Origin of the sequence: Streptomyces sp. NPDC088745, from assembly GCF_044751045.1 — a bacterium.
In the GTDB taxonomy this organism is placed as follows: Bacteria; Actinomycetota; Actinomycetes; order Streptomycetales; family Streptomycetaceae; genus Streptomyces; species Streptomyces cremeus.
In genome coordinates, this window is record NZ_JBIVLB010000002.1 from 947408 (window position 1) to 969968 (window position 22561).

Genomic DNA, 22561 nt, shown 5'->3' on the forward strand with positions numbered 1-22561 from the left:
TCGGCCGGCCCGGCCGCCCGTGGGGGCGGGCCCTGTCCCCCGCGCCTCACCCGGAAGGCGGCCCCGTGACCGTCCTCGACCTGCCGTCCGCCCTCCGGCGCAGCCCCGGAGACGAGCCGTCCGGCGTCGGCCCGTCCGGGGTGCGGCTGCCCCGCGTCCCCGTCCGGGCGGCCCGCGCCCTGTTCCTCGTCTCGCTGGCCGGTCTGACCGGACTCATGGGCTGGCTGGCGTTCTGGCTCTGCCGCCTCACCGTCGACGACGCCTTCATCAGCTGGCGGTACGGCAAGTCCTTCGCCGGGAGCGGGGTGTGGGACTGGAACCCGGTCGTGGCGGGCTCCGGACTGCCGCGCGTGGAGGCGTACACCAACCCGCTGTACGCGGCACTCTCGATCGTCCCCGCCGTCGCCGGCTGGCCGGTGGAGGCGTTCTTCAAGGCGTTCGGCCTGCTGCTGCTGTGCGGCGGAGTCGCGGTCGCGGCCGTGCTGCGGGACGTGCCGCGTCACCAGCGGGTCGTCCTGGTGGCGGTGATGGCCGCCAACCCGGTGTTCGTCTCGCACTTCTTCCACGGCCTGGAGAGCGGCAGCTTCGCCCTCTTCATCGCGCTGCTGTACGGCGTCCTGTACCGGCGCGGAAGGCTCGGCGCGCTCGGCCGGACCGCCGCCGTCCTGGTCGCGCTGTCCCGCCCCGAGGGCATGGCGTACGCGTTCGCGGCCGTCGCCTGGGCGGCGCTGGCCAACCGCGGGGACCGGCGCGAGGTGCGCGGCGCGTTCGCCGTCGCGGGCGGGCTGGCGGGCTACTGGGCGCTGCGCGCCTGGTGGTTCGGGCGCCTGCTGCCCCACACGTACCTGGTGACCTCCGGGTCCGTGGACGCGTCCGGCGTCGTGCGGCAGCTCGTCCACCCGGTCCTGCCGGTCCTCGGGACGCTGGCCGGCGGCGCGGTGCTGTGCGCGTTCCTGTGGCGGCGCGCGGACGCCCGCCGCTGCCGCGAACAGGACGGCGGGGCGCGGGCCGCCCGCGGGCCGGGGCCGCGGGCGGGCGGGCGCGGCCCGCTGCCGCTCCAGGACCTGACGCCGGTCGTGCCGGCCGCGCTGACCTGCGGCATCGCGCTGGTCTTCTATCCGCTGTCGGCCCTGCACATGGACGTCGGCAACCGCTTCTTCTGGCAGCTCACCGCCCCGGTCGCCCTCGTGCTGCTGTGCCGCCCGCTGAAGGGGCGCAGGCTGCCGGGCGGAGCCAGGGCCACCGACGGAGCCGCCCCGAAGTGGGCCGCGCCGGCGCTCGGGCTGACCGGGGTCGCGGTGCTGCACTTCCAGGGGATGCCGGGCGTCGACCCGACGGCGGTCGTCGTCGGCGGGTCCGCCGCGGTCGTGGCGGCCCTGGTGCTGTGGGGGCGGACGGCGACGCCGCTGCTGGCAGCCGGGTCGGCCGGGCTCATGCTCGCGGTGTCGGCGATTCCGCTGGAGTCGCTGGTCGGCGGCATGACGTACCGCTTCCACCTGCGCGAGGCGCACGAGGAGCTGGGGCGGCTCATGGCCCGGGACCCCACCGTCAGGGGCCTGGTGGGCACGGGCGACGCGGGCGTCCTCCCGTACGCGCTCAACGAGCACCAGCAGGCCGTCGACCTGGGCGGGCTCGCCGACCCGTACCGGGCGGACCCCGGGGGCATCCCGCGCGAGGTGTTCGCGCAGCACGGCGCGGCGGTCGTCGTGCCGGCCGGGGGGCCGGACGAGGACAGGAACTGGTTCGGGACGGCCTCCTCGCGCACGGTCGTCGACCACGTCAGGAAGGAGAAGTGGACGTACTCGGCGGGGCTGCCGTTCGGCGGGGCGTACTGGCTGAACGTGTTCGTGCGGCCGGGGACCGGCGAGCGGTTCCTCCGCGAGCTGAAGGCCCGGCGGCCGGCCGCCGAGCGGGCCAACCTGTCACCGGAGCGGATCGGCTGGACGTACGCGGAGGCGCACCGATGGGACTTCCCGTTCCTGGACGATCCGGTGCGGTGAGGCGGGCGCATCGGGGGCGGGGACCCGCTCCCGGCGCGGACCCGGTGTCCCGGGCGGGGAAATTCCGGCAACTCCCGGCGCGGCCGGTGGCATTGTGGGGCGCGTGAATGGACCCCGGGTACACATCGCGTTCGCCCCCGAGCTGAACCTCTTCATCGCCGCCGACCGCCGCGCCGGACGCACCGAGACCGAGACCGACGGCGTCTCCAGCCTCGGGCACGTCGTCGAGTCGCTCGGCGTGCCCCTCACCGAGGCGGGGACGCTGTCCGTGGACGGGGCCGTCGTCACCGCGGGGCACGTGCCCCGGGAGGGCGAGCGGATCGAGGTGGCGGCGGTGACCCGGCCGCAGCGGGTCCCCGGCGCGCCCCTGCGGTTCCTGCTGGACGTGCACCTGGGCACCCTGGCCCGCCGCATGCGCCTGCTGGGCGTCGACGCCGCGTACTTCAGCGAGGACATCGGAGACCCGGCGCTGGCCACCTGCTCCGCCCGCGAGCAGCGCGTCCTGCTGTCCCGGGACCGGGGCCTGCTGCGGCGGCGCGAGCTGTGGGCGGGCGCGTACGTCTACAGCGACCGGCCCGAGGAGCAACTGCGCGACGTGCTGGGCCGCTTCGCGCCGCCCCTCGCGCCGTGGACGCGCTGCACCGCCTGCAACGGCGAGCTGAAGGAGGCCACGAAGGAGTCGGTGGCGGGACTGCTGGAGGGCGGCACGGAGCGTTCGTACGACGTCTTCGCGCAGTGCACGGCGTGCGAGCGCCCGTACTGGCGCGGGGCGCACCACGCGCGCCTGGCCGAGGTCGTCGAAGCGGCCGTGGCCGAATTCGGCTGAGCCCCCCCTTTCGGGGGTGGGGGCCCGGGCGGCGCGAACAGGCCGCCGCCCGCGATGTGCGCGCCCCCGGTGTACGCCCCGCGTCCGGCGGGGAGGGTGCGGACATGCCGACCCCCAAGGACGCTCCGGACCCCGTTCCCTCCGCCCCCGGCCCGGCCGCCCGCCACGCGGCCCCCGACGTGATCGTCGTCGGCGCGGGCCCCGCCGGCCTCCTGCTCGCGGGCGACCTCGCCGCCGCGAACCTGAAGGTCACCCTGGTCGAACGCCGCGCGCACACCGCCGGGAACCTCACCCGCGCCTTCGCCGTGCACGCGCGCACGCTCGAAGTCCTCGACGCGCGGGGACTGGCCGACGACCTCCTGAAGACCGGCCGCCAGGTCACCGAGTTCAACCTCTTCGGCTCCCGGGCCCTGGACCTCTCGCGTCTCCGCTCGCGCTTCCCCTTCGTGCAGATCACTCCGCAGTACGAGGTGGAACGCGTCCTGGAACGGCGGGCGCTGGCCGCCGGGGTCGACTTCCGCTACGACACCGAACTGACCGCCGTCGAGACGCACACCACCGGCGTCACCGCCCGCCTGCGCACCGCCGAGGGCGCTGTCTCCGACCTCACCGCCCCCTACCTGGTGGGGGCGGACGGCGTGCGCAGCCGGGTACGGGAATCGCTGGGCCTGCCCTTCCCCGGCGAGTCGGTCATCGCCTCGATGATCCTCGCCGACGTGCGCCTCGACGAGGAGCCCGAGGCGGTCCTGACCGTGGGCGGCAAGGGCGACGCGTTCGCCTTCATGGTGCCGTTCGGGGACGGCTACCACCGGGTGATGGGCTGGTCCCGCAGCCGGGAGGCGGCGCGGACGGAGCCGGCGGACCCGTCGAGCCCGGTGGAGCTCTCCGAGATCCAGGAGATCGCCCGCACCGCCCTCGGCGTCGACCACGGCCTGCACGACCCCCGCTTCCTCACCCGTTTCCACAGCGACGAACGCCAGGTCCCCTCCTACCGGGTGGGCCGGGTCTTCCTCGTCGGCGACGCCGCGCACGTGCACTCCCCGGCGGGCGGCATGGGCATGAACACCGGCATCCAGGACGCCGCGAACCTCTCCTGGAAGCTGGCGGCGGTGCTGCGCGGCCGGGCCGAGGACGAACTCCTCGACACCTACCACGAGGAACGCCATCCGGTGGGGGCCATGGTGCTGCGGGTCAGCGGGGCCATGGTGCGGGTCGCCCTGTCCGGCAACCCGCTGAGCCGGGCGGGCCGGACCCTCGCCACCCGGCTCGCGGGAAGCGTGCCGCCCCTGGCCGGCCGGGCGATGCGGATCATCTCGGGCATCGGCATCTCGTACGGCTCGGGCCGCGGCGAACACCCCCTCGTCGGCCGCCGGGTCCCCGACCTGACCCTGGTCGAGGGCCGCCTGTACGAACTCCTGCGCAAGGGCGAACACGTCCTGGTCGCCTCCGCGGACGGTCCCCTTCCGCTCGCGGTGCCCCCGCACACGGTCCGCGCGCACTGGGCCCGGGGCTCGTCCCTGCTGGTGCGCCCGGACGGATACGCGGCGTGGGCGGCGTACGAGCCGAGCGCACGGCAGCGGCGGCGGGCGGCGGCCGAACGCCGGGCCTCCGGTGGGAACTCCCGCCCGGACTCCCCTCAGAAGTAGTACGGGTCGCCCGTGGCCAGGGCCAGCACGCGCTGGTGGTCGTTCGCCGGGTTCAGGTCCCGTGTCGTGGGAGCGGCGGACCGCCCCAGCCGGGTCGTCCGGACGTCGACCCAGACCTCGTCCGGCGCCCCCGGCACGCGCAGGGCCAGGTCCAGGCCCCGGGAGGCGGCCGCGCCCGCGCGCAGGGCCCCGGTCTCGCAGTGCAGCACCGCGGGGGCCTGCCGCGCGCAGGTGCCGGGGAGCTTCCCGGTGACCGGCGCCGAGAAGGACAGCCGCACGGTTGCCGAGTCGAGGCTCGACGGGCCGTGGTTCCACGTCCGCAGGTGCACGGTGAGCTGCCCGCGCTGGTACACGACCCGCCCGTGATGCGCGAGGTCCACTTCGTCGGCGTCGGCGTTGGCACTGCCGTCGGCGTCGGCGGGGTGCTGGGGTCCCGGGTCGCCCGCGCGGGCGGGTCGGCCGAGGGCCGGGTCGCTTGCGCCCGTGGCCTGCGCGGGGGCAGGTTCCCTCGCGTGCGCGGCGGCCACCCCGCTGCCTGTCAGCACCCCGAGCCCCGCCAGCCCCCACACCAGTCCCTTGCGCCACACAGTTGTCATGGCCCCCTACGTACCCCCTCCTCCCGGGAACCGCTCCCGCCCCGCGCCCATGCCACCCTTATGACCATGCTCGTCGCCCGCTCAGCAGCACTCTTCGCCGTCGCCGCGCTCTTCGAGATCGGAGGCGCCTGGCTGGTCTGGCAGGGCGTCCGCGAGCACAGGGGCTGGATCTGGATCGGCGCGGGCGTCGTGGCCCTCGGCCTGTACGGCTTCGTCGCGACCCTCCAGTCCGACGGCGACTTCGGCCGCATCCTCGCCGCGTACGGCGGCGTCTTCGTCGCCGGGTCGATCGCCTGGGGCATGGTCGCCGACGGCTACCGCCCCGACCGCTGGGACGTGGTCGGCGCGCTGGTCTGCCTGCTGGGCATGGCCTTGATCATGTACGCCCCGAGGGGCCGCTGACCCGGCCTATCCTCGTACGCGTACCCACCCGTCCGTACGCCCGAGGAGTCCCCGCATGCCCAGCGCCCCCATCGCCGTCGTCACCGGAGCGAGCAGCGGAATCGGCGCGGCCACGGCCCGGCAACTGGCCGAGGCCGGTTACCGGGTGGTCCTCACGGCCCGCCGCAAGGACCGCATCGAGGCCCTCGCGGAGGAGCTCACCGCAGCCGGCCACCAGGCGATGCCGTACGCCCTGGACGTCACCGACCGCGCGGCCGTGGACGAGTTCGCCACCGCCTTCAAGACGATCGCCGTACTCGTCAACAACGCGGGCGGCGCACTCGGCGCGGACCCGGTCGCCACCTCGGACCCGGCCGACTGGCGCCAGATGTACGAGACGAACGTCCTCGGCACCCTCAACCTCACGCAGGCCCTGCTGCCCGCCCTGACCGCGTCCGGCGACGGCACGGTCGTAATCCTCTCCTCGACGGCGGGCCACGGGACGTACGAGGGCGGCGGCGGTTACGTGGCCGCCAAGCACGGCGCGCACGTCCTGGCGGAGACGCTGCGCCTGGAGATCGTCGGCACGCCGGTCCGGGTCGTCGAGATCGCTCCCGGGATGGTCAAGACGGAGGAGTTCGCGCTGACGCGTTTCGAGGGGGACGCGGAGCGGGCGGCGAAGGTCTACGCGGGGGTGGCGGATCCGCTCACGGCGTCCGATGTCGCCGAGACCATCGCGTGGGCGGTGTCCCGCCCGAGCCACGTCAACATCGACCTGCTGGTGGTGCGTCCCCGGGCCCAGGCCTCCAACACAAAAATCCACCGCACCCTCTGATCCCCCTCGGGCAACGTGGTCGCCCTGCCCCCTCCGCCCCCTTGGGCGACGGGGCCGCCCCAAGGGGGCGGGACGGGCGGGCAAGGGGGCGGCCCCTCCCGCTCCCGGCCCGCCCGGGTGCCGCCCCTCGCGTCAGCGCCTGTGCCGGACGCGCGACCCCGCCAAGGTCGAGACCCCAGCCCGTACCGGACGCGTCAGCCCCGCCCGGCTCGGGCAGAGAGGCCCCGGACCCGCCCCTCCACCTAAAGCGCTCGCCGCGCGGCCAGGTGCACGGTTCCGTGCAGGAGCGTCGTGGCTGGTCGCGCAGTTCCCCGCGCCCCTGAAGGGGCACCGCCTGGTGGGAAACGTGCGGGGGTGTGAGGGGGCGCAGTCCCCCGCCCCCGGGAGAGCCACCCCTACCCCCAGTGCTCCGGCCTCCGCAGCGCCCCCGGCAGTCCCGTCCCCCCGTCCCCCCTCCCCGCATTCACCTGCGTCTGCGTCAAGAAGAGCGCCTCGCTCAGATCCGCCCCCCGCACATCCGCGTCCCGGAAGTCCGCCCCGATCACGTCCGCCCCCCGCAGATCCGCCCCGCTCAGATCGGCCGCGATCAGATACGCCCCCCGGAAGTTCATCCCCCGCAGATCCGCCCCGGCCCGGCGCGCCCCCATCAGGTCCGCCCCCCGGAAATCCACCCGCCGCTTCTTCCCCTTCTTCCTCGCCGGCGGCACCCGCCCCGCCCACTCCCCCCGCACCAGCTCACTCACCTGCACCAGCACCGCGTTCACCTTCAGCCGATGCCCCTCCGCGTCGAGCGCGACCAGTTCCTCCGCGCTCCCCCGCGTCAGCGCCTCGGTCTCCTCCCGCAGGGCCCGCAGCTCCCCCCACACCGGCCGCGCCGCGTCCCGCCGCAGCCCGTCCCCCACGTACCAGAGCAGCTCGTGCAACTGCTTCATCACCGGCAGCAGCGGAAACATCAGCTCCGCGCTCCCGGGCTCCTCCCGCCACCCCACCCCGTCGAAGGTGACCTGCGACAGCTTCTGGCCCGCGCCGAAACAGTCGTAGACCGTGCACCCGGGGAACCCCTCGCCCCGCAGCTTCGCGTGGATTCCGCATCCGAAGTCCTCCCCGAGATTCGGGCACGGCTTCCCGGCGGGCTTGTCGATCGCGAAGTCCGACGACTTCGTCAACGTCAACGCCACACAGCACAACCCGAAGCAGCTCCCGCAATCGGAACGCAGGTCGGACGTCATCTCGGACATGTGCGGAACTCCACGGGTGCGGCTACGGCGGTACGGACGAACCCCGGCACCATAGCCAGAACCCCCGTCCCACGCCGGGAACGGGGGCCCCGCCGGTCATCCCTTGACGCAGACGACCTGCTTCAGCTTCGCGACGACCTCCACCAGGTCCCGCTGCTGGTCGATGACCTTCTCGATCGGCTTGTACGCGCCCGGGATCTCATCCACCACCCCGGAGTCCTTCCGGCACTCCACGCCCTGCGTCTGCTCCGCCAGGTCCTTGACGGAGAAGCGCCGCTTGGCCGCACTCCGGCTCATCCGGCGGCCGGCGCCGTGCGAGGCGGAGTTGAAGGAGGCCGCGTTGCCGAGCCCCTTCACGATGTACGAACCCGTGCCCATCGAGCCCGGGATGATCCCGAACTCCCCGGACCCGGCCCGGATCGCGCCCTTCCGGGTGACCAGGAGGTCCATCCCGTCGTAGCGCTCCTCGGAGACGTAGTTGTGGTGACAGGAGATCACCGGCTCGAAGCTCACCCCGGCCTTCTTGAACTCCTTCCGGACCACGTCCTGGAGAAGGCTCATCATGACGGCCCGGTTGTACTTCGCGTACTCCTGCGCCCAGAAGAGGTCGTTGCGGTACGCCGCCATCTGCGGGGTGTCGGCGATGAAGACCGCCAGGTCACGGTCGACCAGGCCCTGGTTGTGCGGGAGCTTCCGGGCCTGCCCGATGTGGTGGTCGGCCAGTTCCTTGCCGATGTTCCGGGAACCGGAGTGCAGCATGAGCCAGACCGAACCCGACTGGTCGATACAGACTTCTGCGAAGTGATTTCCGGATCCGAGCGTTCCCATCTGCTTTTCGGCACGTCCCTGACGGAATTTGACCGAATCGGCGACCGTCTCGAACCTCTTCCAGAAGTCGTGCCACCCCGCCGTCGGGAACCCGTGCAGCCGCCCGGGGTCGACCGGGTCGTCGTGCATGCCGCGGCCCACCGGGACGGCCTGTTCGATCTTGGAGCGGAGGCGGGACAGGTCACCGGGCAGGTCGTTCGCCGTCAGTGACGTCCGCACGGCGGACATGCCGCAGCCGATGTCGACCCCCACCGCCGCCGGGCACACCGCGCCCCGCATCGCGATCACCGAGCCCACCGTCGCGCCCTTGCCGTAGTGGACGTCCGGCATGACCGCGAGGCCCTTGATCCAGGGGAGCGCGGCGACGTTGCGGAGCTGCTGCATCGCGCCCTCCTCGACCGTCGTCGGGTCGGTCCACATCCGGATCGGGACCTTCGCTCCCGGCACTTCTACGTACGACATGACTTCTCGATCCCCCGGAACCGTAAGAAAGGCAGAAAAGGTGGCAGAGCGCAAAAAAGGGTGGGAACGGCCGCGAACGGGACAGCGGACCGGCGTCCACACCAGTGCGTGCGATACACATTGTGGTCATCGGCCACCGCAGGGCGGCAAACACTTTTCCTTCGAAGGGGGCCTGGACTGTGCCACGACAGGCGGGCGGGCAAGCGGGCGTCACGGCGGGCGGCAGGGCCGCCGGCAGGGCTCGCGCGAAGGTCTCCGTGCCCGGCATCGCGCTCCTCGCGGCCCTGGCCGCCGGGGTCAGCGGATGTTCCGGCGCCGATCCGGGGACGGACACCGCGGGTGACGCCAAGTCCGGCGAGTCCGCCGCCCCGGCCGCACCCCCCGGCAAGTACCGCACGCTCCCCGAGCCCTGCCGGATCGTCGACCGGGGTGTGCTGAGGGCGATGCTGCCCGGCGCGGAGAAGCTGCCCGAGGAGCAGCAGCGGAAGCTGTTCGCGGGCGAGCCGGCGGTGACGTACGACACGGACCGCAGGGTCGGCTGCCGCTGGAAGGCGGAGTCGCCGGAGGCCACCCACCTGCTGACGGTGGACTTCGAGCGGGTGGTGTCCTACGACGCCGCGGTGAGCGACGACGACCGCGCCCAGGCCGTGTACCGCGAGCAGTTGACGGCCGCCGATCTCCCCGCGCCGGTGGACCCGCCGCCCGCGTCGAGCGCCCCGCCGGCCTCGCCGACGGCGCCGGTGACGCCGCCCGCGGATTCCGCCGGGGCCTCCGGTTCGCCGGGCGCTCCCGATGCGGCGTCCCTCCAGCCACGTACCCTCGAAGGGCTCGGGGACGCCGCCTTCCTCGACGACGTGCGCGCGCCGGGCGGGTCGACGGCGGCCAAGGACCGTACGGTCTCGATCGTCTTCCGTACGTCCAACGTGCTCGTGAGCGTCACGTACGGCGAGCAGCCGGGCCGGCCCGACCAGCTTCCGGACGGCCGGGCGCTCCAGGACCGGGCGCAGGCCATGGCCCGTAAGCTCGCCGAGCAGTTCTCCGACAGCGGCGAATAAACGAACAGCGGTCCCTCACAGAGAACACGTCAGTCACAGCAATCGGAACCCGCAGCGATCCGAAGTTAAGGAACTCCACGAACCATGTACCGAAAAGCTCCCCGTATCGCCCGCATACTGACCTGCGCGGTGGCCGTCCCGGCACTGCTCGTCGTGGCCGGCTGTTCGTCGGACTCCGGTTCTGGTTCCGGTTCGGACGGCGGGAAGAAGGACGCGGGCGCGCAGCAGCAGCAGAAGAAGCCGTCGGCGCCGCCGACCGTGGCCGCGGCGAAGTTCGCGGCGCTGCCGGACGCGTGCAAGGCGCTCAAGAAGGACACGGTCGAGGGCCTGGTGCCGAAGGCCGACAAGGCGGAGGGCACGGCCGACGAGTCCTCGGACCCGCAGTCGCGGCGGGGCTGCTCGTGGGGCGGTCTGGACGACAAGGGCGTCAAGGGTTCGCAGTACCACTACCTGACGTACTCGCTCCAGCTCTTCGAGTCGAATCAGGCGCTGGGCAGCGGTGAGAAGCGTGCCACCGAGTACGTGACCAAGCAGGTCAACAAGGTGCAGGGCAAGGAGGGCGTGAAGGACGTGCGCGCCAACCCGGCCGAGGGCATCGGCGACCAGGCCTCGACGATCGGTTATGGCGCGCGCGAGGCCGGCACGGACTTCAACCACGCGGTGGTGGTCGCCCGCACCGGCAACGTGGTCGTGACGCTGGACTACAACGGCGCGGGTTACGCCGGCACGAAGGCGCCGGACCCGGCGGACCTGCTGAAGGGCGCGCAGACGGCGACGAAGGAGGTCGTGGCGTCGGTCGCCGCGGCGAACAAGTAGGGCCAGGCGGGGAGGCCCCTTCCGGAGGGAGGGGCCTCCCGAGCCTTGCCGTCGACGGGACCGCTCCGGGAGGGACCGCTCCGGCCGTGCCGGGCGTGCTCCGCGACGAGAACGAGAACGAGAAGGACGGCGGCGGTCAGGACGTGCCGTCCCGAGCGGACCCGCCCCATTCCTGACGATGCGTCAAATGAATATGTTCCGCGGCGGGTGCCACACCGGTACTGAATACGGGCGCTCCGTGCCCGCACCCCCTCCGGCACCGAATGCGCCGGCGCGCGCGACCGCGTGAGCCCGGGTTTCCGGCGTGCCGGACGGCGGTCCGTCCGCTGTCGTCCGCGCGCCGAGTGGCACCCCGCGAGCACGGGCCGGAGACTGGGAGGAGCCGGGTTCGGCCAGGAGCCACGGTCCCCGATGCCCGCCGGTCACGGTCCCTTCCCGCCGCCCCTCGCGCGCACCGCGAGGGGCGGCTCGGCACGGAAAGGCCAAGGCCCATGCTCATTCCCCACCCGGACGCCCGCACGGCGGCCCGGCTCGCGTACGGCGAACGCCCCAGCGAGCGGGTTCCTCCTGCGCGGGACAGGCGCAGGGCCCGCCCATGACGGCCGGTCCGGGAGGGGAACACAGTTCCGCAGGAGGCGTGGGAGGCAGCGAGGGGTTTGACGGCGCGCGAGCGGGAGACTCGTCCCGCCGACGCGGTCCGCTCGCTTCCTGCCCCACCGCACATGCCACGGACCACGCGGAACGGATTCCGATGAGCCCCTCGTACCCCGGGCCCCTGCCCGAACCCACCATGGTCGACCTGCTGCTGGCCACCGACACGCTGGAGGGGCTGCTGCACGGACTGGCGGAGGCGGCGCTGCGGCACGCCCCGGCCGCCGACGGCTGTGGAATCACCCTGGAGCGGCACGGCCACCCGCTGACCGTGACCAGCGCGGGCACCAGCGCCTGCGCCCTCGACGAGAAGCAGTACGGCCTGGACACCGGGCCCTGCCTGCAGGCCCTGCGCTCGGGCGAGGAGGTGCACGTACGCGACACGCTGGAGGAGACCCGCTGGGGCCCGTACCCCGCCCACGCGGTCGCCGCGGGCACCCGGTCCTCCGCGTCCTTCCCCGTCGCCCCGCACAGCGACACCGCCGGGGCGCTGAACCTGTACTCGCCCGAGGCCGACGGCTTCGACACGGCCGACCTGACCGCCCTGCGGGAACTCGCCGGGCAGGCCACCGGAGCCATCGCCCTGGCCCGGCGGACGGCCCGTTCCCAGCAGTTCACCGACGACCTGCGCAAGGCCGTCCAGCACCGCGCCGTCATCGACCAGGCGATCGGCATCCTCATGGCCCAGCAGCGCTGCACCAGCGCCGAGGCCTTCGCGATCCTGCGCTCCGCCTCCCAGAACCGCAACGTCAAACTCCGGGACCTGTGCGCCGACCTCATCGTGAGAGTCACCGGCCGGCCCGCCCACGACCCGCCCGAACTCAAACCCCCCGGCCTGTGACGCCGGGGCGCCGGACCCCCTCGCACGACGAAACTCCGACACCCTCGATGGAGATCTCCGCGATGCCCTCGCCCGCTCAGCACGACCCGCACCACCACGATGCGTCCGCGCGGCACGACCCGCACCTCCCCTCGTCCCCCACGCGCCGCGTCGGCGCGGCCCTGCGCCGGGTGAGCAGGGCCTACTCGCCGCACGAGGACCGCGCGCTGGGCGGACACCTCGGCGCCGTCGTCGCGTTCGGCGCGTACGCGGCCGCCTGGGGCGTGGCGGCCCACCTGCGCGGAGTGAAGCCCGCCGGCCGCCCCGGGCCCTGGGACGTACTGCTGACGGGGGCCGCCGCGTTCCGGCTGAGCCGGCTGATCGGCAAGGGGACCGTCACGAGCCCGCTGCGGGCGCCGTTCACGCGTTTCGAGGAGGCGACGGGGCCCGCCGAGGTGAACGAGAGCCCGCGCGGCGGCTCCGTCAGGTCGACGGTGGGCGAGCTGATCACGTGCCCGTTCTGCCTCGGCGTCTGGGTGACGACCACCTTCACCGGCGCCCAGTCGCTGTGGCCGCGGGCCACGCGGACCGTGACGGCGTCCCTGACCGCGCTGGCGGTGGCCGACACCTTGCAGCTCGGCTACGACTGCCTGCTGCAGAAGAACACCGAGTAGCGCCCGGGACGCCCCCGCCTGAGCGCCCCTTCCCGCAGCTCAGGCCGGGGGCTGCGCGCCCCGGCCCGCTCTCGATCCGGCGTAGGCGGCGGTGCGCAGCGCCCGCAGGCGCTCCCCCGGGCCGAAGCCGGGCAGCGCGTTCAGGTACGGGTCGTACGCCTGGTCCTGCGGCCGGCCGTCGGGGGCGGTCCCGTCCAGGGTCAGCCGGGCCAGCGGGCGCCAGGCCGTGCCCGCCCCGAAGCAGAGCACGAACTCGACGGTCCGCCGGGTGAGGACGTCGGCCACCGCACCGGGCTCGGCGGGCACCGGCGGCGCTCCGGGCGCCGGGAACGCGGCCAGCACCCCGCGCCGCCCGCCGACCTCGTACGACAGCAGCGTGCTGTACGGGCCCGCCGTGGCCGACGTGCGGGGCAGGGGCACATGGCGCGTCCACCGGCCCCGGCCGCTGCCGGTGAGCAGCAGGTCCAGCGGGCGGCCCGGCCCGCCGGCGTCCCGCACGCGCAGGGCGAGCCCCGTTCCGTCCGGCAGCGGGCGCGGCAGCCCGGCCGCCCGGGACCAGCGCGCGGTCACCTCGTAGGAGCCCGGCGCGTCCAGCCACGGCACGCCCCAGGAGGGGCCGCGGCCGGAAACCGCGACGCGGCCCGAGAGCAGCACCCCGCTGGGGTGCAGGGCGGGCCTGAGGCCCCGGCGGCGGGCGGCGGTCCGCGCCGTACGGAAGGCGGCGCGCTCCAGGGCGGTCATCCGGCGGCCTTCCGCCCGTGGGCCTCCTCGCGCGGCACAGGTCCCACGCCGCTGTGGCGGCCGGGGCGCAGCGCGGCGTGGCGCTGCCCGGGGCCGGGGCCGCCGCGTGCGGCGAGGGCGTCGGCGACGACGCCGGTCACGAAGGCGTAGACGCCCTTGTGCAGCAGGTCGACGGCGAGTTCCCGGCGGGGCCAGGTGGTCGGCGGGGCGCCCACACCGGTCGCGTTCTCCAGGATCTGGTCGTTGGTCAGGCGCACCACGGCGAACTTCGCGGAGGCCGCGGGGCCGCGCAGACCCGACTGGGCCATGACCGAGCGCAGGACGCCCAGCAGGGCGGCCTGGCCGAAGTGCATGGCCCAGTTGACGGGCAGCGGCTGCTTCCCGGGGTGTTCGGGCAGGCCGGTGAGGCGCTGGAGGACCCGTGCGGGCACGTACGAGTCGGGCCGGCCGGTGACGGCCTGTTCGGCCTTCTCACCGAGGGTCATCGCGAGTCCTCCCACGGTTCCGGCGATCATTCCCTGCCACAGTGCACGCTTGATCATGCCCCGGCGGGTACCCGGTAGCGGCGTGTTGAGTCCTGGGCCTGCGCCCCCGGTCCGCCCTCCCCGTCCCGGGACGGGGTCCTTCGTCCGCGCCGCGCGTTCCCGTCAGGAAGGCAGTCCGATGAGCACCTCGTTCCCCCCGCAGTCGTCATCCCCCGCACGCAGGTCCCTGCTGGTGGGGGCGGTGATCGGGACGGGGGTGATGGCGGCGGTCGACGAGATCGTCTTCCACCAGCTCCTCGGCTGGCACCACTTCTACGACCGCTCCACCCCCGGCGTCGGCCTGCTGTCCGACGGTCTGCTGCACACCGCCGAACTGCTGGCGCTGGTCACCGGGTTCTTCCTGTACGCCGACCTGCGCCGCCGCCGCGCCCGGTACCCGGCGTCCTGCCTGGCCGGGTTCGTCCTCGGGCTGGGGGCCTTCCAGCTCTTCGACGGGATCGTGGACCACAAGCTGCTGCGCCTGCACCAGATCCGTTACGGCGTCGACGTCACCCCGTACGACTGGGCGTGGAACGCCGCCGGTGCGGTGCTGCTGCTGACCGGCACGGCCCTGGCCGTACGGGCGGGCCGGCGCGGTCGGCGCGGACCGGCGTCGTGAACCCCGGGCACGGCCACGCCGGGCAGCTCCCGCCGGCGGTCGCCCTGCTGCTCGCCGGGGCGGCGGCGCTCGCGTACCTGCTGGCGTCGGCCCGGCTGCGGCGGCGCGGGGACGCCTGGCCCCGGGTGCGGGACGCGTCGTTCGCCGCCGGGAGCGGGGCGGTGGCCTGGGCCGCGGCCGGGGGCCCGCCGGGCGGGCCGTTCACCGCGCACATGGCCCAGCACCTGGCCGTCGGCATGGTGGCTCCGCTGCTGCTGGTCCTGGCCCGCCCCCTGACGCTGGCCCTGCGCGTCCTGCCGCCCGGCGCGGCGCGCCGGGGGCTGCTGTCCGTACTGCACTCGCGTTTCGTGGGCGTGCCGGTCTTCCCGCCGGTCGCGGCCCTGCTGGACCTGGGCGGGCTGTGGCTGCTGTACCGCACGGGGCTGTTCGCCGCCGCGAGCCACCGGCCGTGGCTGCACGCCCTGCTGTACGCCCACGTGCTGGCGGCGGGGGTGCTGTTCACGGCGGCCGTCTGCCAGCTCGATCCGGTGCGCCGCCGGTGGCACCCGGTGCTGCGCGGGGCGACGCTGCTGGCGGCGGGCACCGCGCACGCCGTACTGGCCAAGACCCTGTACGCCGCGCCGCCGCCCGGCACCGCGTTCGCCCCGGCCGATCTGCACGCGGGCGCGCAGCTCATGTACTACGGGGGCGACGCGGTGGAGGCGGCGCTGGCCGTCGTGGTGGCCGCCTCCTGGTACGCGGCCGCGGGCCGCCGGGCGAGGGCGGGGGCCCGGCGCGCGGAGGCGGGGGGCCCGTCCGCCGGGGCGCTCACGCCGGCCGGGGGTCCGGGCCGTCCGAGGGCGTCCGGGTCCGCGTCCGCTCGCAGCGCCGCGCGCTGAGCCGGGAGGCCGAGGGCCCGGTGCCGTGCGGGACCGGGCGCCCGGCGGGGCGGTCGGGGCGCTCAGCGCTCCGAGCCGGGTTCTCCGGTGGCGTCCGCGTCGAGATCCGCGGGGGCGTCCACGGGAGGCAGGTCCGCCTCGTCGACCACGTGGACGGCGGCTTCCTCGGCCCCGGCGGCGCCGCCGTCGATGCCCGCGTCGGAAGCGACGAGGTCCTTGGTCACGTCCGGGTGGGCCCCTTCGTCCGGGGCGACCAGCCGTCCTGCCCGGTCGGCGCCCGTCTCCGGGTCGAGCGGTTCGCCCTCGCCGCCGGGCAGGTCGCCGATGCCGTCCCGGCCCTCGTCGGCCGGGCGCTCGCCCACGTCCGGCACCTCCTGGCTCAGCCGCTCGTCGAGGGACTCGCCCTCGTGCTGCTCGGCGGCGGTGGTGCCGGTCTTGTTCACGCCGAGGGGCTTCTCGGGGGGCGAGTACCCCTCGTCGAGCATGTCGTCGTACGTCCGCTCGCCGATCGCGTCCTGGAGGTCCAGCGGGGCCGCGTCCTCCTGCTCCTCGTTGCCGCCGTCGGGCTGGTAGACGTCGTCCCCGCGTGCCGTGTCGCTCATGCCCGGTCCTTCCCGTCCTCGTCGGCGCTCTTGCCGAACTCGCCGACCAGGGTTTCGCAGAACGCCTTGAGGTCGTCCGGCTTGCGGCTGGTGATCAGCGTGTTGGGGCCGCCGGTGCAGACCTTGACCTGCTCGTCCACCCAGGTGCCGCCCGCGTTGGTGATGTCGGTGCGCAGGCTGGGCCAGGAGGTGAGCGTGCGGCCGCGCAGCACGTCGGCCTCGATCAGGGACCACGGGGCGTGGCAGATGGCGGCGACCGGCTTGCCCGCGTCGAAGAACGCCTTCACGAAGGCGACGGCCTTCTCGTCCATCCGCAGCGCGTCGGGGTTGGCGACGCCGCCCGGCAGCACGAGTCCGTCGAACTCCTCCGCCTTCGCGTCCCCGACCACCTGGTCCACCGGGAAGGTGTCGCCCTTGTCGAGGTGGTGGAAGGCCTGCACCTCGCCCTGCTCGGTCGAGACGAGGACGGGGGTGCCGCCGGCGGCGCCCACCGCCGCCCAGGGCTCGGTCAGCTCGATCTGCTCGATGCCTTCGGTGGCCACGAGGAATGCGATGCGCATGGAGACTCCTTGTCCTTCACCGACGGGCGCGGGGGCCGCCCGCCTCTTAGAACGAACGTTTAACCGATTTGCACCCAAAGATGCGTGTTGACGCGGGCGGGTTCGCGGAGCCGGGGGACCGCGCCGGCTCCACGGCGGGACCAGGGCCGCCCCCGCACGGACGGCCGCCGACGCCACCGTCGCTCCCGTCTACGACACCGTGCCCAGCAGCCACAACTTGACTACAGATGAGCCCGAATAAGCGACTTTTGCCCATACTTGCCCCTCCCTGAGGCTGCTGTGCCCCGGGAGCGTGTGCCAGGCTGTGGCCGCCAGGCACGGAAGGTACAGACCTCGCGGGGACGCACGGAAGGGGTTCGCAGGTGGCGGCGATGCAGCTGACACGCACGCACCGAATACTGATCGGTGTGGTGGTCGCCGGCGCGGTGATCATCGCGGGGATCGGTTTCGCCGGTTCGTACGCGGCGGTGCGCGAGCTCGCCGAGGAGAAGGGCTTCGGGAACTTCTCCCTGGTCTTCCCGATCGGGATCGACGCGGGCATCTGCGTGCTGCTCGCGCTGGACCTGCTGCTGACCTGGATGCGGATTCCGTTCCCGCTGCTGCGGCAGACCGCGTGGCTGCTGACGGCGGCGACGATCGCGTTCAACGGCGCGGCGTCGTGGCCGGACCCGCTGGGCGTCGGCATGCACGCGGTCATTCCGGTGCTGTTCGTGGTGTCGGTCGAGGCGGCCCGCCACGCGGTGGGCCGGATCGCGGACATCACCGCCGACAAGCACATGGAGGGCGTGCGGCTGACGCGCTGGCTGCTGTCGCCGTTGCCGACGTTCCGGCTGTGGCGGCGGATGAAGCTGTGGGAGCTGCGGAGTTACGAGCAGGTCATCAAGCTGGAGCAGGACCGGCTGATCTACCAGGCCCGCCTCCAGGCCCGGTTCGGGCGCTCCTGGAAGCGCAAGGCGCCGGTCGAGTCGCTGATGCCGCTGCGCCTGGCGAAGTACGGCGTCCCGCTGTCGGACACGGGCCCGGCGGGCCTGGCCGCGGCGGGCATCGAGCCGGTGCTGCTGCCGCCGGCCCCGGAGACGGCGGCCCAGGCGCAGACCCCGGCGCTGCCCGCGGCGCGGGAGGCGCGGAGCGAACCCGGCCCGATAGCCGAGGGCGACCGGGTACGGCTGACGAAGGACGGGGCTGACGTACGGGAGGACCCCACCGGCACCGGCCCCGCTCCGACGGCCGCCGCCCGGGCCGTCCCCGACCCGGCCACCCCGACCGACCAGGCCGACCCGGCCGACCGGACCGTCCCCGCCGGCGAAACCGTCCCGGCCTCCCCCGCCCCCGATGAGCAGCCGCCGACCCACCCGAGCCCGTGGTTCGCGGCGCCGGTGCCCGCGCAGCAGGAGCACTACGCGGGTGAGTACGACCCCGCGGGAGCGACACCGGTGACGGTGCCCGCCGGACCGGGCCGCAGCCGGCCGCTCGGCGGGTACGACCCGGACTACGACGCCGAGTTCGGGCCGGACTTCGCGGCGAACGGCCCCGGCGCCGAGGAGGACTTCGTCCTGGACGACGACGCGTACTACGCGGCCTTCCGCAAGTGCGCGATCGAGAACGGGGCGTTCCCGACGCCGCTGCAGTTCGGCTCGTACCTCTTCGACCTGTACGGGCAGGAGCTGCCGGTCGAGGACCTGGAGATGTACGCGAAGCGGTACGTGGAGCAGTACCAGCTCGAACTGGACGAGCACACGCCCTAGGCGCGGTACCGGGCGGCCTTCTGCTTCTTGCGGGCGAGGTCGGCGGCGACGCCGAGGGGGATGCCGACGAGCGCCATCGCGAGGTAGAGGGCGCTGGGCGGGGTGAACCAGAGGTGCAGCAGGCCCCAGTCCCTGTCGAACCAGGTGCGGCCGATGAAGCCGAGTGCGCCTTGGATGCCGACGACCCAGCCGATGATGGCGAGCAGTTCGTTCTTCATGGGTCCAGCGTCGGCGGCGGGGACGGCCCGCGTCATCCTGCCCGGGGTGGAACCCCCGCGCCCGCCCTCCCCCGAAAGATGCAGCACACGGCCCGCCCCTCCCCGTTGGGCGGGGCGCCCCCCTTGGGGGACGGCCCCTCCCGCTCCCGGCGAGCTACGCCCCCAGCAGCTTCCGCACCCGCTCCGCCCCCACCGCCAGCAGCAGCGTGGGCAGCCGCGGCCCGGTGTCCCGCCCCACCAGCAACTGGTACAGCAGCGCGAAGAAGGTCCGCTGCGCCACCTTCAGCTCCGGCGTCGGCTTGGCGTCCGCCGCCAGCCCCGCCTGGATCTTCGGCACGCCGTAGACGAGCGTGGTCAGCCCGTCCAGCGACCAGTGCGAGTCCAGGCCCTCGACCAGCAGCCGCAGCGACTCCCGGTCCGCGTCGCCCAGCGCGCCCAGCGCGACCGTGTCCGGCTCGTCCCGCACCAGCGTCCGCTGGTCGGCGGGCACGTAGGCGGTGATCCACGACTCCGCCCGGTCCAGGCGCGGCCGCACCTCGTCCAGCGAGGCGATCGGGTCGGACGGGTCCAGCTCGCTCAGGATGCGCAGCGTCTGGTCCTGTGCCCCGGCCGTGATGTCCGCGACGGAGGCCAGCGTCCGGTACGGCAGCGGGCGCGGCGTGCGCGGCAGCTCACCGGCGGCCGTCCCGACCGCCCGGGAGTAGGCGGCCGCGTCCGCCGGCAGCACGGAACCGTCCGCCACCTTCAGCGACAGCTTGTCCCACTCGTCGTACAGCCGCTGGATCTCCTGGTCGAAGGCGATCTTGAAGGACTGGTTCGGCCTGCGGCGCGCGTACAGCCAGCGCAGCAGCGGCGCCTCCATGATCTTCAGCGCGTCGCCGGGCGTGGGCACGCCGCCCTTGGAGGACGACATCTTGGCCATGCCCGAGATGCCGACGAAGGCGTACATCGGGCCGATCGGCTGCACGCCGTCGAAGACCTCGCGCACGATCTGCCCGCCGACCACGAAGGACGACCCCGGCGACGAGTGGTCGACGCCGCTGGGCTCGAAGATCACGCCCTCGTACGCCCACCGCATCGGCCAGTCGACCTTCCAGACCAGCTTGCCGCGGTTGAACTCCTTCAGGAAGACGGTCTCGGTGAAGCCGCACGCGCAGGTGTACGTCAGCTCGGTCGACGCGTCGTCGTAGGAGGTGACGGTGGTCAGGTCGCGCTCGCACCGCCCGCAGTAGGGCTTGTACGGGTAGTAGGCGGAACCGCTCGTTCCGTCGTCCTCGCTCGCCGCACCCGACCCCTCGGCCGCCTCCAGCTCGGCCTCGTCCACCGGCTTCTGGGACTTCTTGGCGGCCGCCGGGTCCTTCTTCGTGCGGTAGCGGTCCAGTACGGCGTCGATGTCGGCGCGGTGCTTCATCGCGTGCAGGACCTGCTCGCGGTAGGCGCCCGCGGTGTACTGCTCGGTCTGGCTGATGCCGTCGAACTCCACGCCCAGCTCGGCCAGGGCCGCCACCATGGGCGCCTTGAAGTGCTCGGCCCAGTTCGGGTACGAGGAGCCGGCCGGGGCGGGGACCGAGGTCAGGGGCTTGCCGATGTGCTCGGCCCAGGACTCGTCGATGCCCGGGACGCCGTTGGGGACCTTGCGGTACCGGTCGTAGTCGTCCCAGGAGATGAGGTGGCGGACCGCGTGCCCGCGGCGGCGGATCTCGTCGGCGACCAGGTGCGGGGTCATGACCTCGCGGAGGTTGCCCAGGTGGATCGGACCGGAGGGGGACAGGCCGGAGGCGACGACGACCGGTTTGCCAGGCGCACGTCGCTCCGACTCGGCGATGACATCGTCCGCGAAACGGGAGACCCAGTCGGTCTCGGGGGTGCTGCTCTGGGACACGGTCGGCACGTCCTTGGTTCCCCGGAGGTTCTCCGGATTGAGTGAGGGCTGGCGGGGCCATTCTCCCAGACGGGCAGACGGAGGCCTCACGAATAAGGTTGCGCGGGCCGCCCGGGGCCTGCGTGAAATACTCGGAGCACACACCACGCACTCACCAACAGGAACGGCACCCCATGGCCTCGGTCCCCTCGCTCGCTTCGACCGTCAACCAGCGGCTCGCGGACGCGCTCTCGGCAGCCCTGCCGGACGCCGCCCCGGCCGACCCGCTGCTGCGCCGAAGCGACCGGGCCGACTTCCAGGCCAACGGCATCCTGGCCCTCGCCAAGAAGGCGAAGGCGAACCCGCGGGAGCTGGCGACGCAGGTCGTCGAGAAGCTCGCCACGGGGGACGTGCTGAAGGACATCGAGGTCTCGGGCCCCGGCTTCCTGAACATCACGGTCTCCGACCGGGCGATCATCGAGACGCTGGCCGCGCGGGCCGCCGACGCGCGCCTGGGCGTTCCGTACCACGAGAACGCCGGTACGACGGTCGTCGACTACGCCCAGCCGAACGTCGCCAAGGAGATGCACGTCGGCCACCTCCGCTCCGCCGTGATCGGCGCCGCGATGGTCGAGATCCTGGAGTTCACCGGCGAGAAGGTCGTCAGGCGCCACCACATCGGCGACTGGGGCACCCAGTTCGGCATGCTCATCCAGTACCTGGTGGAGCACCCGGGGGCCCTGGACCACCAGGGAGCCGACGGCGAAGAGGCGATGTCCGCCCTGAACCGGATCTACAAGGCAGCGCGGGTCCTGTTCGACTCCGACGAGGAGTTCAAGACGCGGGCCCGGGACCGGGTCGTACAGCTCCAGGCGGGCGACGAGGAGTCGCGCGCGCTGTGGCAGCGGTTCGTCGACGAGTCCAAGATCTACTTCTACTCGGTCTTCAACAAGCTCGACATGGACATCGCCGACGCGGACGTGGTCGGCGAGTCGGGCTACAACGACATGCTCGAAGAGACCTGCCGGATCCTGGAGGACTCGGGCGTCGCGGTCCGTTCCGAGGGGGCGCTCTGCGTCTTCTTCGACGACGTGAAGGGCCCGGACGGCAACCCGACCCCGCTGATCGTGAAGAAGTCGAACGGCGGCTACGGCTACGCGGCCACCGACCTCTCCGCGATCCGCAACCGGGTGGGCGACCTGAAGGCGAACACCCTGCTGTACGTCGTGGACGTGCGCCAGTCGCTGCACTTCAGGATGGTCTTCGAGACGGCGCGGCGGGCGGGCTGGCTGACGGACGACGTCACGGCCCACCAGCTCGGCTTCGGCACGGTGCTCGGCAAGGACGGCAAGCCGTTCAAGACCCGTGAGGGCGAGACCGTACGGCTGGTGGACCTCCTGGACGAGGCAATCGACCGGGCGACGGCGGTCGTGCGGGAGAAGAACAACGAGAAGGTCGGCCTGACCGAGGCGGAGATCGTCGAGAACGGCGCGCAGATCGGCATCGGCGCGGTGAAGTACGCGGACCTCTCGACCTCCGCCGCCCGCGACTACAAGTTCGACCTGGACCAGATGGTGTCGCTGAACGGCGACACGTCGGTGTACTCGCAGTACGCGTACGCCCGTATCCAGTCGATCCTGCGGCTGCGCGGCGAGGCCGCTCCGGCCGCTCACCCGGAGCTCGAACTCGCCCCGCAGGAGCGGGCGCTGGGCCTGCACCTGGACCAGTTCGGCGAGGTCCTGGCGGAGGCAGCCACCGCGTACGAGCCGCACAAGCTGGCCGCGTACGTCTACCAGCTGTCCTCCCTCTACACCTCCTTCTACGCGGAGTGCCCGGTCCTCAAGGCCGACACCCCGGCGCAGGTCGAGAACCGCCTCTTCCTGTGCGAGCTGACGGCGCGCACCCTGCACCAGGGCCTGGCCCTGCTGGGCATCCGTACCCCCGAGCGGCTCTGACCCCTCCTTTTCGTGAACGCGTACGGCCCG

At 73.6% G+C, this 22561-nt stretch carries 22 protein-coding genes; 13 read left to right on the forward strand and 9 right to left on the reverse strand.

Annotated features, from left to right (window positions below; all coding sequences use genetic code 11):
- Positions 1–65: 65 nt before the first annotated feature.
- The 3 genes from ACIP93_RS08950 to ACIP93_RS08960 all read left to right on the forward strand — a co-directional run bounded on the left by ACIP93_RS08950 (position 66) and on the right by ACIP93_RS08960 (position 4472).
- Complete coding sequence (locus tag ACIP93_RS08950) at positions 66–2000, forward strand: hypothetical protein (RefSeq protein WP_401756941.1); 1935 nt, start codon at positions 66–68, stop codon at positions 1998–2000.
- Positions 2001–2103: 103 nt separating this feature from the next.
- Complete coding sequence (locus tag ACIP93_RS08955) at positions 2104–2826, forward strand: Mut7-C RNAse domain-containing protein (protein WP_345229068.1); 723 nt, start codon at positions 2104–2106, stop codon at positions 2824–2826.
- Between the two features lie 104 nt (positions 2827–2930).
- Positions 2931–4472: an FAD-dependent monooxygenase gene (locus ACIP93_RS08960; RefSeq protein WP_401756944.1), complete on the forward strand. Its 1542-nt coding sequence runs from the start codon at positions 2931–2933 to the stop codon at positions 4470–4472.
- On the opposite strand, the gene ACIP93_RS08965 is transcribed toward ACIP93_RS08960, so the two are convergent.
- Positions 4463–5068 (reverse strand): hypothetical protein, encoded by a 606-nt coding sequence (locus ACIP93_RS08965; protein WP_401756945.1) that lies wholly within the window; start codon positions 5066–5068, stop codon positions 4463–4465. The genes ACIP93_RS08960 and ACIP93_RS08965 overlap by 10 nt on opposite strands.
- 66 nt (positions 5069–5134) lie before the next feature.
- On the opposite strand from ACIP93_RS08965, the gene ACIP93_RS08970 reads away from it, so the two are divergent.
- Both ACIP93_RS08970 and ACIP93_RS08975 read left to right on the forward strand, forming a co-directional pair.
- Positions 5135–5470 carry a YnfA family protein gene (locus tag ACIP93_RS08970; RefSeq protein WP_345229071.1) on the forward strand — a complete coding sequence of 112 codons (336 nt, stop codon included), beginning with the start codon at positions 5135–5137 and terminating at the stop codon, positions 5468–5470.
- Positions 5471–5525: 55 nt separating this feature from the next.
- On the forward strand, positions 5526–6284 hold the full coding sequence (locus ACIP93_RS08975; protein WP_345229072.1) for an SDR family NAD(P)-dependent oxidoreductase: 759 nt from the start codon (positions 5526–5528) through the stop codon (positions 6282–6284).
- A gap of 395 nt (positions 6285–6679) precedes the next feature.
- Here ACIP93_RS08975 and ACIP93_RS08980 read toward each other — a convergent pair whose 3' ends face one another.
- Together ACIP93_RS08980 and ACIP93_RS08985 are read right to left on the reverse strand one after the other, a co-directional pair.
- Positions 6680–7522, reverse strand: coding sequence for a pentapeptide repeat-containing protein (locus ACIP93_RS08980; protein WP_401756947.1), 843 nt, complete (start codon positions 7520–7522; stop codon positions 6680–6682).
- A gap of 96 nt (positions 7523–7618) precedes the next feature.
- Positions 7619–8812, reverse strand: coding sequence for an RtcB family protein (locus ACIP93_RS08985; RefSeq protein WP_401756949.1), 1194 nt, complete (start codon positions 8810–8812; stop codon positions 7619–7621).
- Positions 8813–8991: 179 nt separating this feature from the next.
- On the opposite strand from ACIP93_RS08985, the gene ACIP93_RS08990 reads away from it, so the two are divergent.
- The 4 genes from ACIP93_RS08990 (at position 8992) to ACIP93_RS09005 (ending at position 12828) form a co-directional block, all read left to right on the forward strand.
- Complete coding sequence (locus ACIP93_RS08990) at positions 8992–9867, forward strand: DUF3558 domain-containing protein (RefSeq protein ID WP_401756951.1); 876 nt, start codon at positions 8992–8994, stop codon at positions 9865–9867.
- Between the two features lie 84 nt (positions 9868–9951).
- Complete coding sequence (locus ACIP93_RS08995) at positions 9952–10683, forward strand: DUF3558 family protein (RefSeq protein ID WP_401756953.1); 732 nt, start codon at positions 9952–9954, stop codon at positions 10681–10683.
- A 751-nt stretch (positions 10684–11434) separates the two neighbouring features.
- Positions 11435–12175 (forward strand): GAF and ANTAR domain-containing protein, encoded by a 741-nt coding sequence (locus ACIP93_RS09000; RefSeq protein WP_345229077.1) that lies wholly within the window; start codon positions 11435–11437, stop codon positions 12173–12175.
- A 62-nt stretch (positions 12176–12237) separates the two neighbouring features.
- Entirely contained in the window at positions 12238–12828 is a 591-nt protein-coding gene (locus ACIP93_RS09005; RefSeq protein ID WP_401756955.1) for a DUF1360 domain-containing protein, read from the forward strand.
- 39 nt (positions 12829–12867) lie between these two features.
- Here the strand turns inward: ACIP93_RS09005 and ACIP93_RS09010 are convergent, their stop codons facing one another.
- Positions 12868–13569, reverse strand: a complete 702-nt coding sequence (locus tag ACIP93_RS09010; protein ID WP_401756957.1) for a phosphodiesterase — start codon at positions 13567–13569, stop codon at positions 12868–12870.
- The gene (locus ACIP93_RS09015; RefSeq protein WP_401756958.1) at positions 13566–14111 is read right to left on the reverse strand and encodes a hypothetical protein; all 546 of its coding nucleotides are present in this window, start codon (positions 14109–14111) and stop codon (positions 13566–13568) included. Before ACIP93_RS09015 ends, ACIP93_RS09010 begins: the two co-directional genes overlap by 4 nt.
- A gap of 121 nt (positions 14112–14232) precedes the next feature.
- Between ACIP93_RS09015 and ACIP93_RS09020 the strand changes: the two genes are divergently transcribed.
- Together ACIP93_RS09020 and ACIP93_RS09025 are read left to right on the forward strand one after the other, a co-directional pair.
- Complete coding sequence (locus ACIP93_RS09020; protein ID WP_401756960.1) at positions 14233–14712, forward strand: DUF2243 domain-containing protein; 480 nt, start codon at positions 14233–14235, stop codon at positions 14710–14712.
- Entirely contained in the window at positions 14709–15590 is an 882-nt protein-coding gene (locus tag ACIP93_RS09025; protein WP_401756962.1) for a cytochrome c oxidase assembly protein, read from the forward strand. The genes ACIP93_RS09020 and ACIP93_RS09025 overlap by 4 nt, the downstream gene beginning before the upstream one ends.
- Positions 15591–15652: 62 nt before the next feature.
- On the opposite strand, the gene ACIP93_RS09030 is transcribed toward ACIP93_RS09025, so the two are convergent.
- Together ACIP93_RS09030 and ACIP93_RS09035 are read right to left on the reverse strand one after the other, a co-directional pair.
- Entirely contained in the window at positions 15653–16192 is a 540-nt protein-coding gene (locus ACIP93_RS09030) for a DUF5709 domain-containing protein (RefSeq protein ID WP_345229084.1), read from the reverse strand.
- Positions 16189–16752 carry a type 1 glutamine amidotransferase domain-containing protein gene (locus ACIP93_RS09035; RefSeq protein WP_401756964.1) on the reverse strand — a complete coding sequence of 188 codons (564 nt, stop codon included), beginning with the start codon at positions 16750–16752 and terminating at the stop codon, positions 16189–16191. The genes ACIP93_RS09030 and ACIP93_RS09035 overlap by 4 nt, the downstream gene beginning before the upstream one ends.
- Positions 16753–17114: 362 nt before the next feature.
- On the opposite strand from ACIP93_RS09035, the gene ACIP93_RS09040 reads away from it, so the two are divergent.
- Positions 17115–18497 carry a DUF2637 domain-containing protein gene (locus ACIP93_RS09040; RefSeq protein ID WP_401756966.1) on the forward strand — a complete coding sequence of 461 codons (1383 nt, stop codon included), beginning with the start codon at positions 17115–17117 and terminating at the stop codon, positions 18495–18497.
- On the opposite strand, the gene ACIP93_RS09045 is transcribed toward ACIP93_RS09040, so the two are convergent.
- On the reverse strand, positions 18494–18715 hold the full coding sequence (locus ACIP93_RS09045) for a hypothetical protein (protein ID WP_345229088.1): 222 nt from the start codon (positions 18713–18715) through the stop codon (positions 18494–18496). The genes ACIP93_RS09040 and ACIP93_RS09045 overlap by 4 nt on opposite strands.
- Before the next feature lie 154 nt (positions 18716–18869).
- Positions 18870–20606, reverse strand: coding sequence for a lysine--tRNA ligase (gene lysS / locus ACIP93_RS09050; protein ID WP_345229089.1), 1737 nt, complete (start codon positions 20604–20606; stop codon positions 18870–18872).
- 164 nt (positions 20607–20770) lie between these two features.
- Between lysS and argS the strand changes: the two genes are divergently transcribed.
- Positions 20771–22531: an arginine--tRNA ligase gene (argS, locus tag ACIP93_RS09055; RefSeq protein ID WP_401756967.1), complete on the forward strand. Its 1761-nt coding sequence runs from the start codon at positions 20771–20773 to the stop codon at positions 22529–22531.
- The last annotated feature ends 30 nt before the right edge of the window (positions 22532–22561 follow it).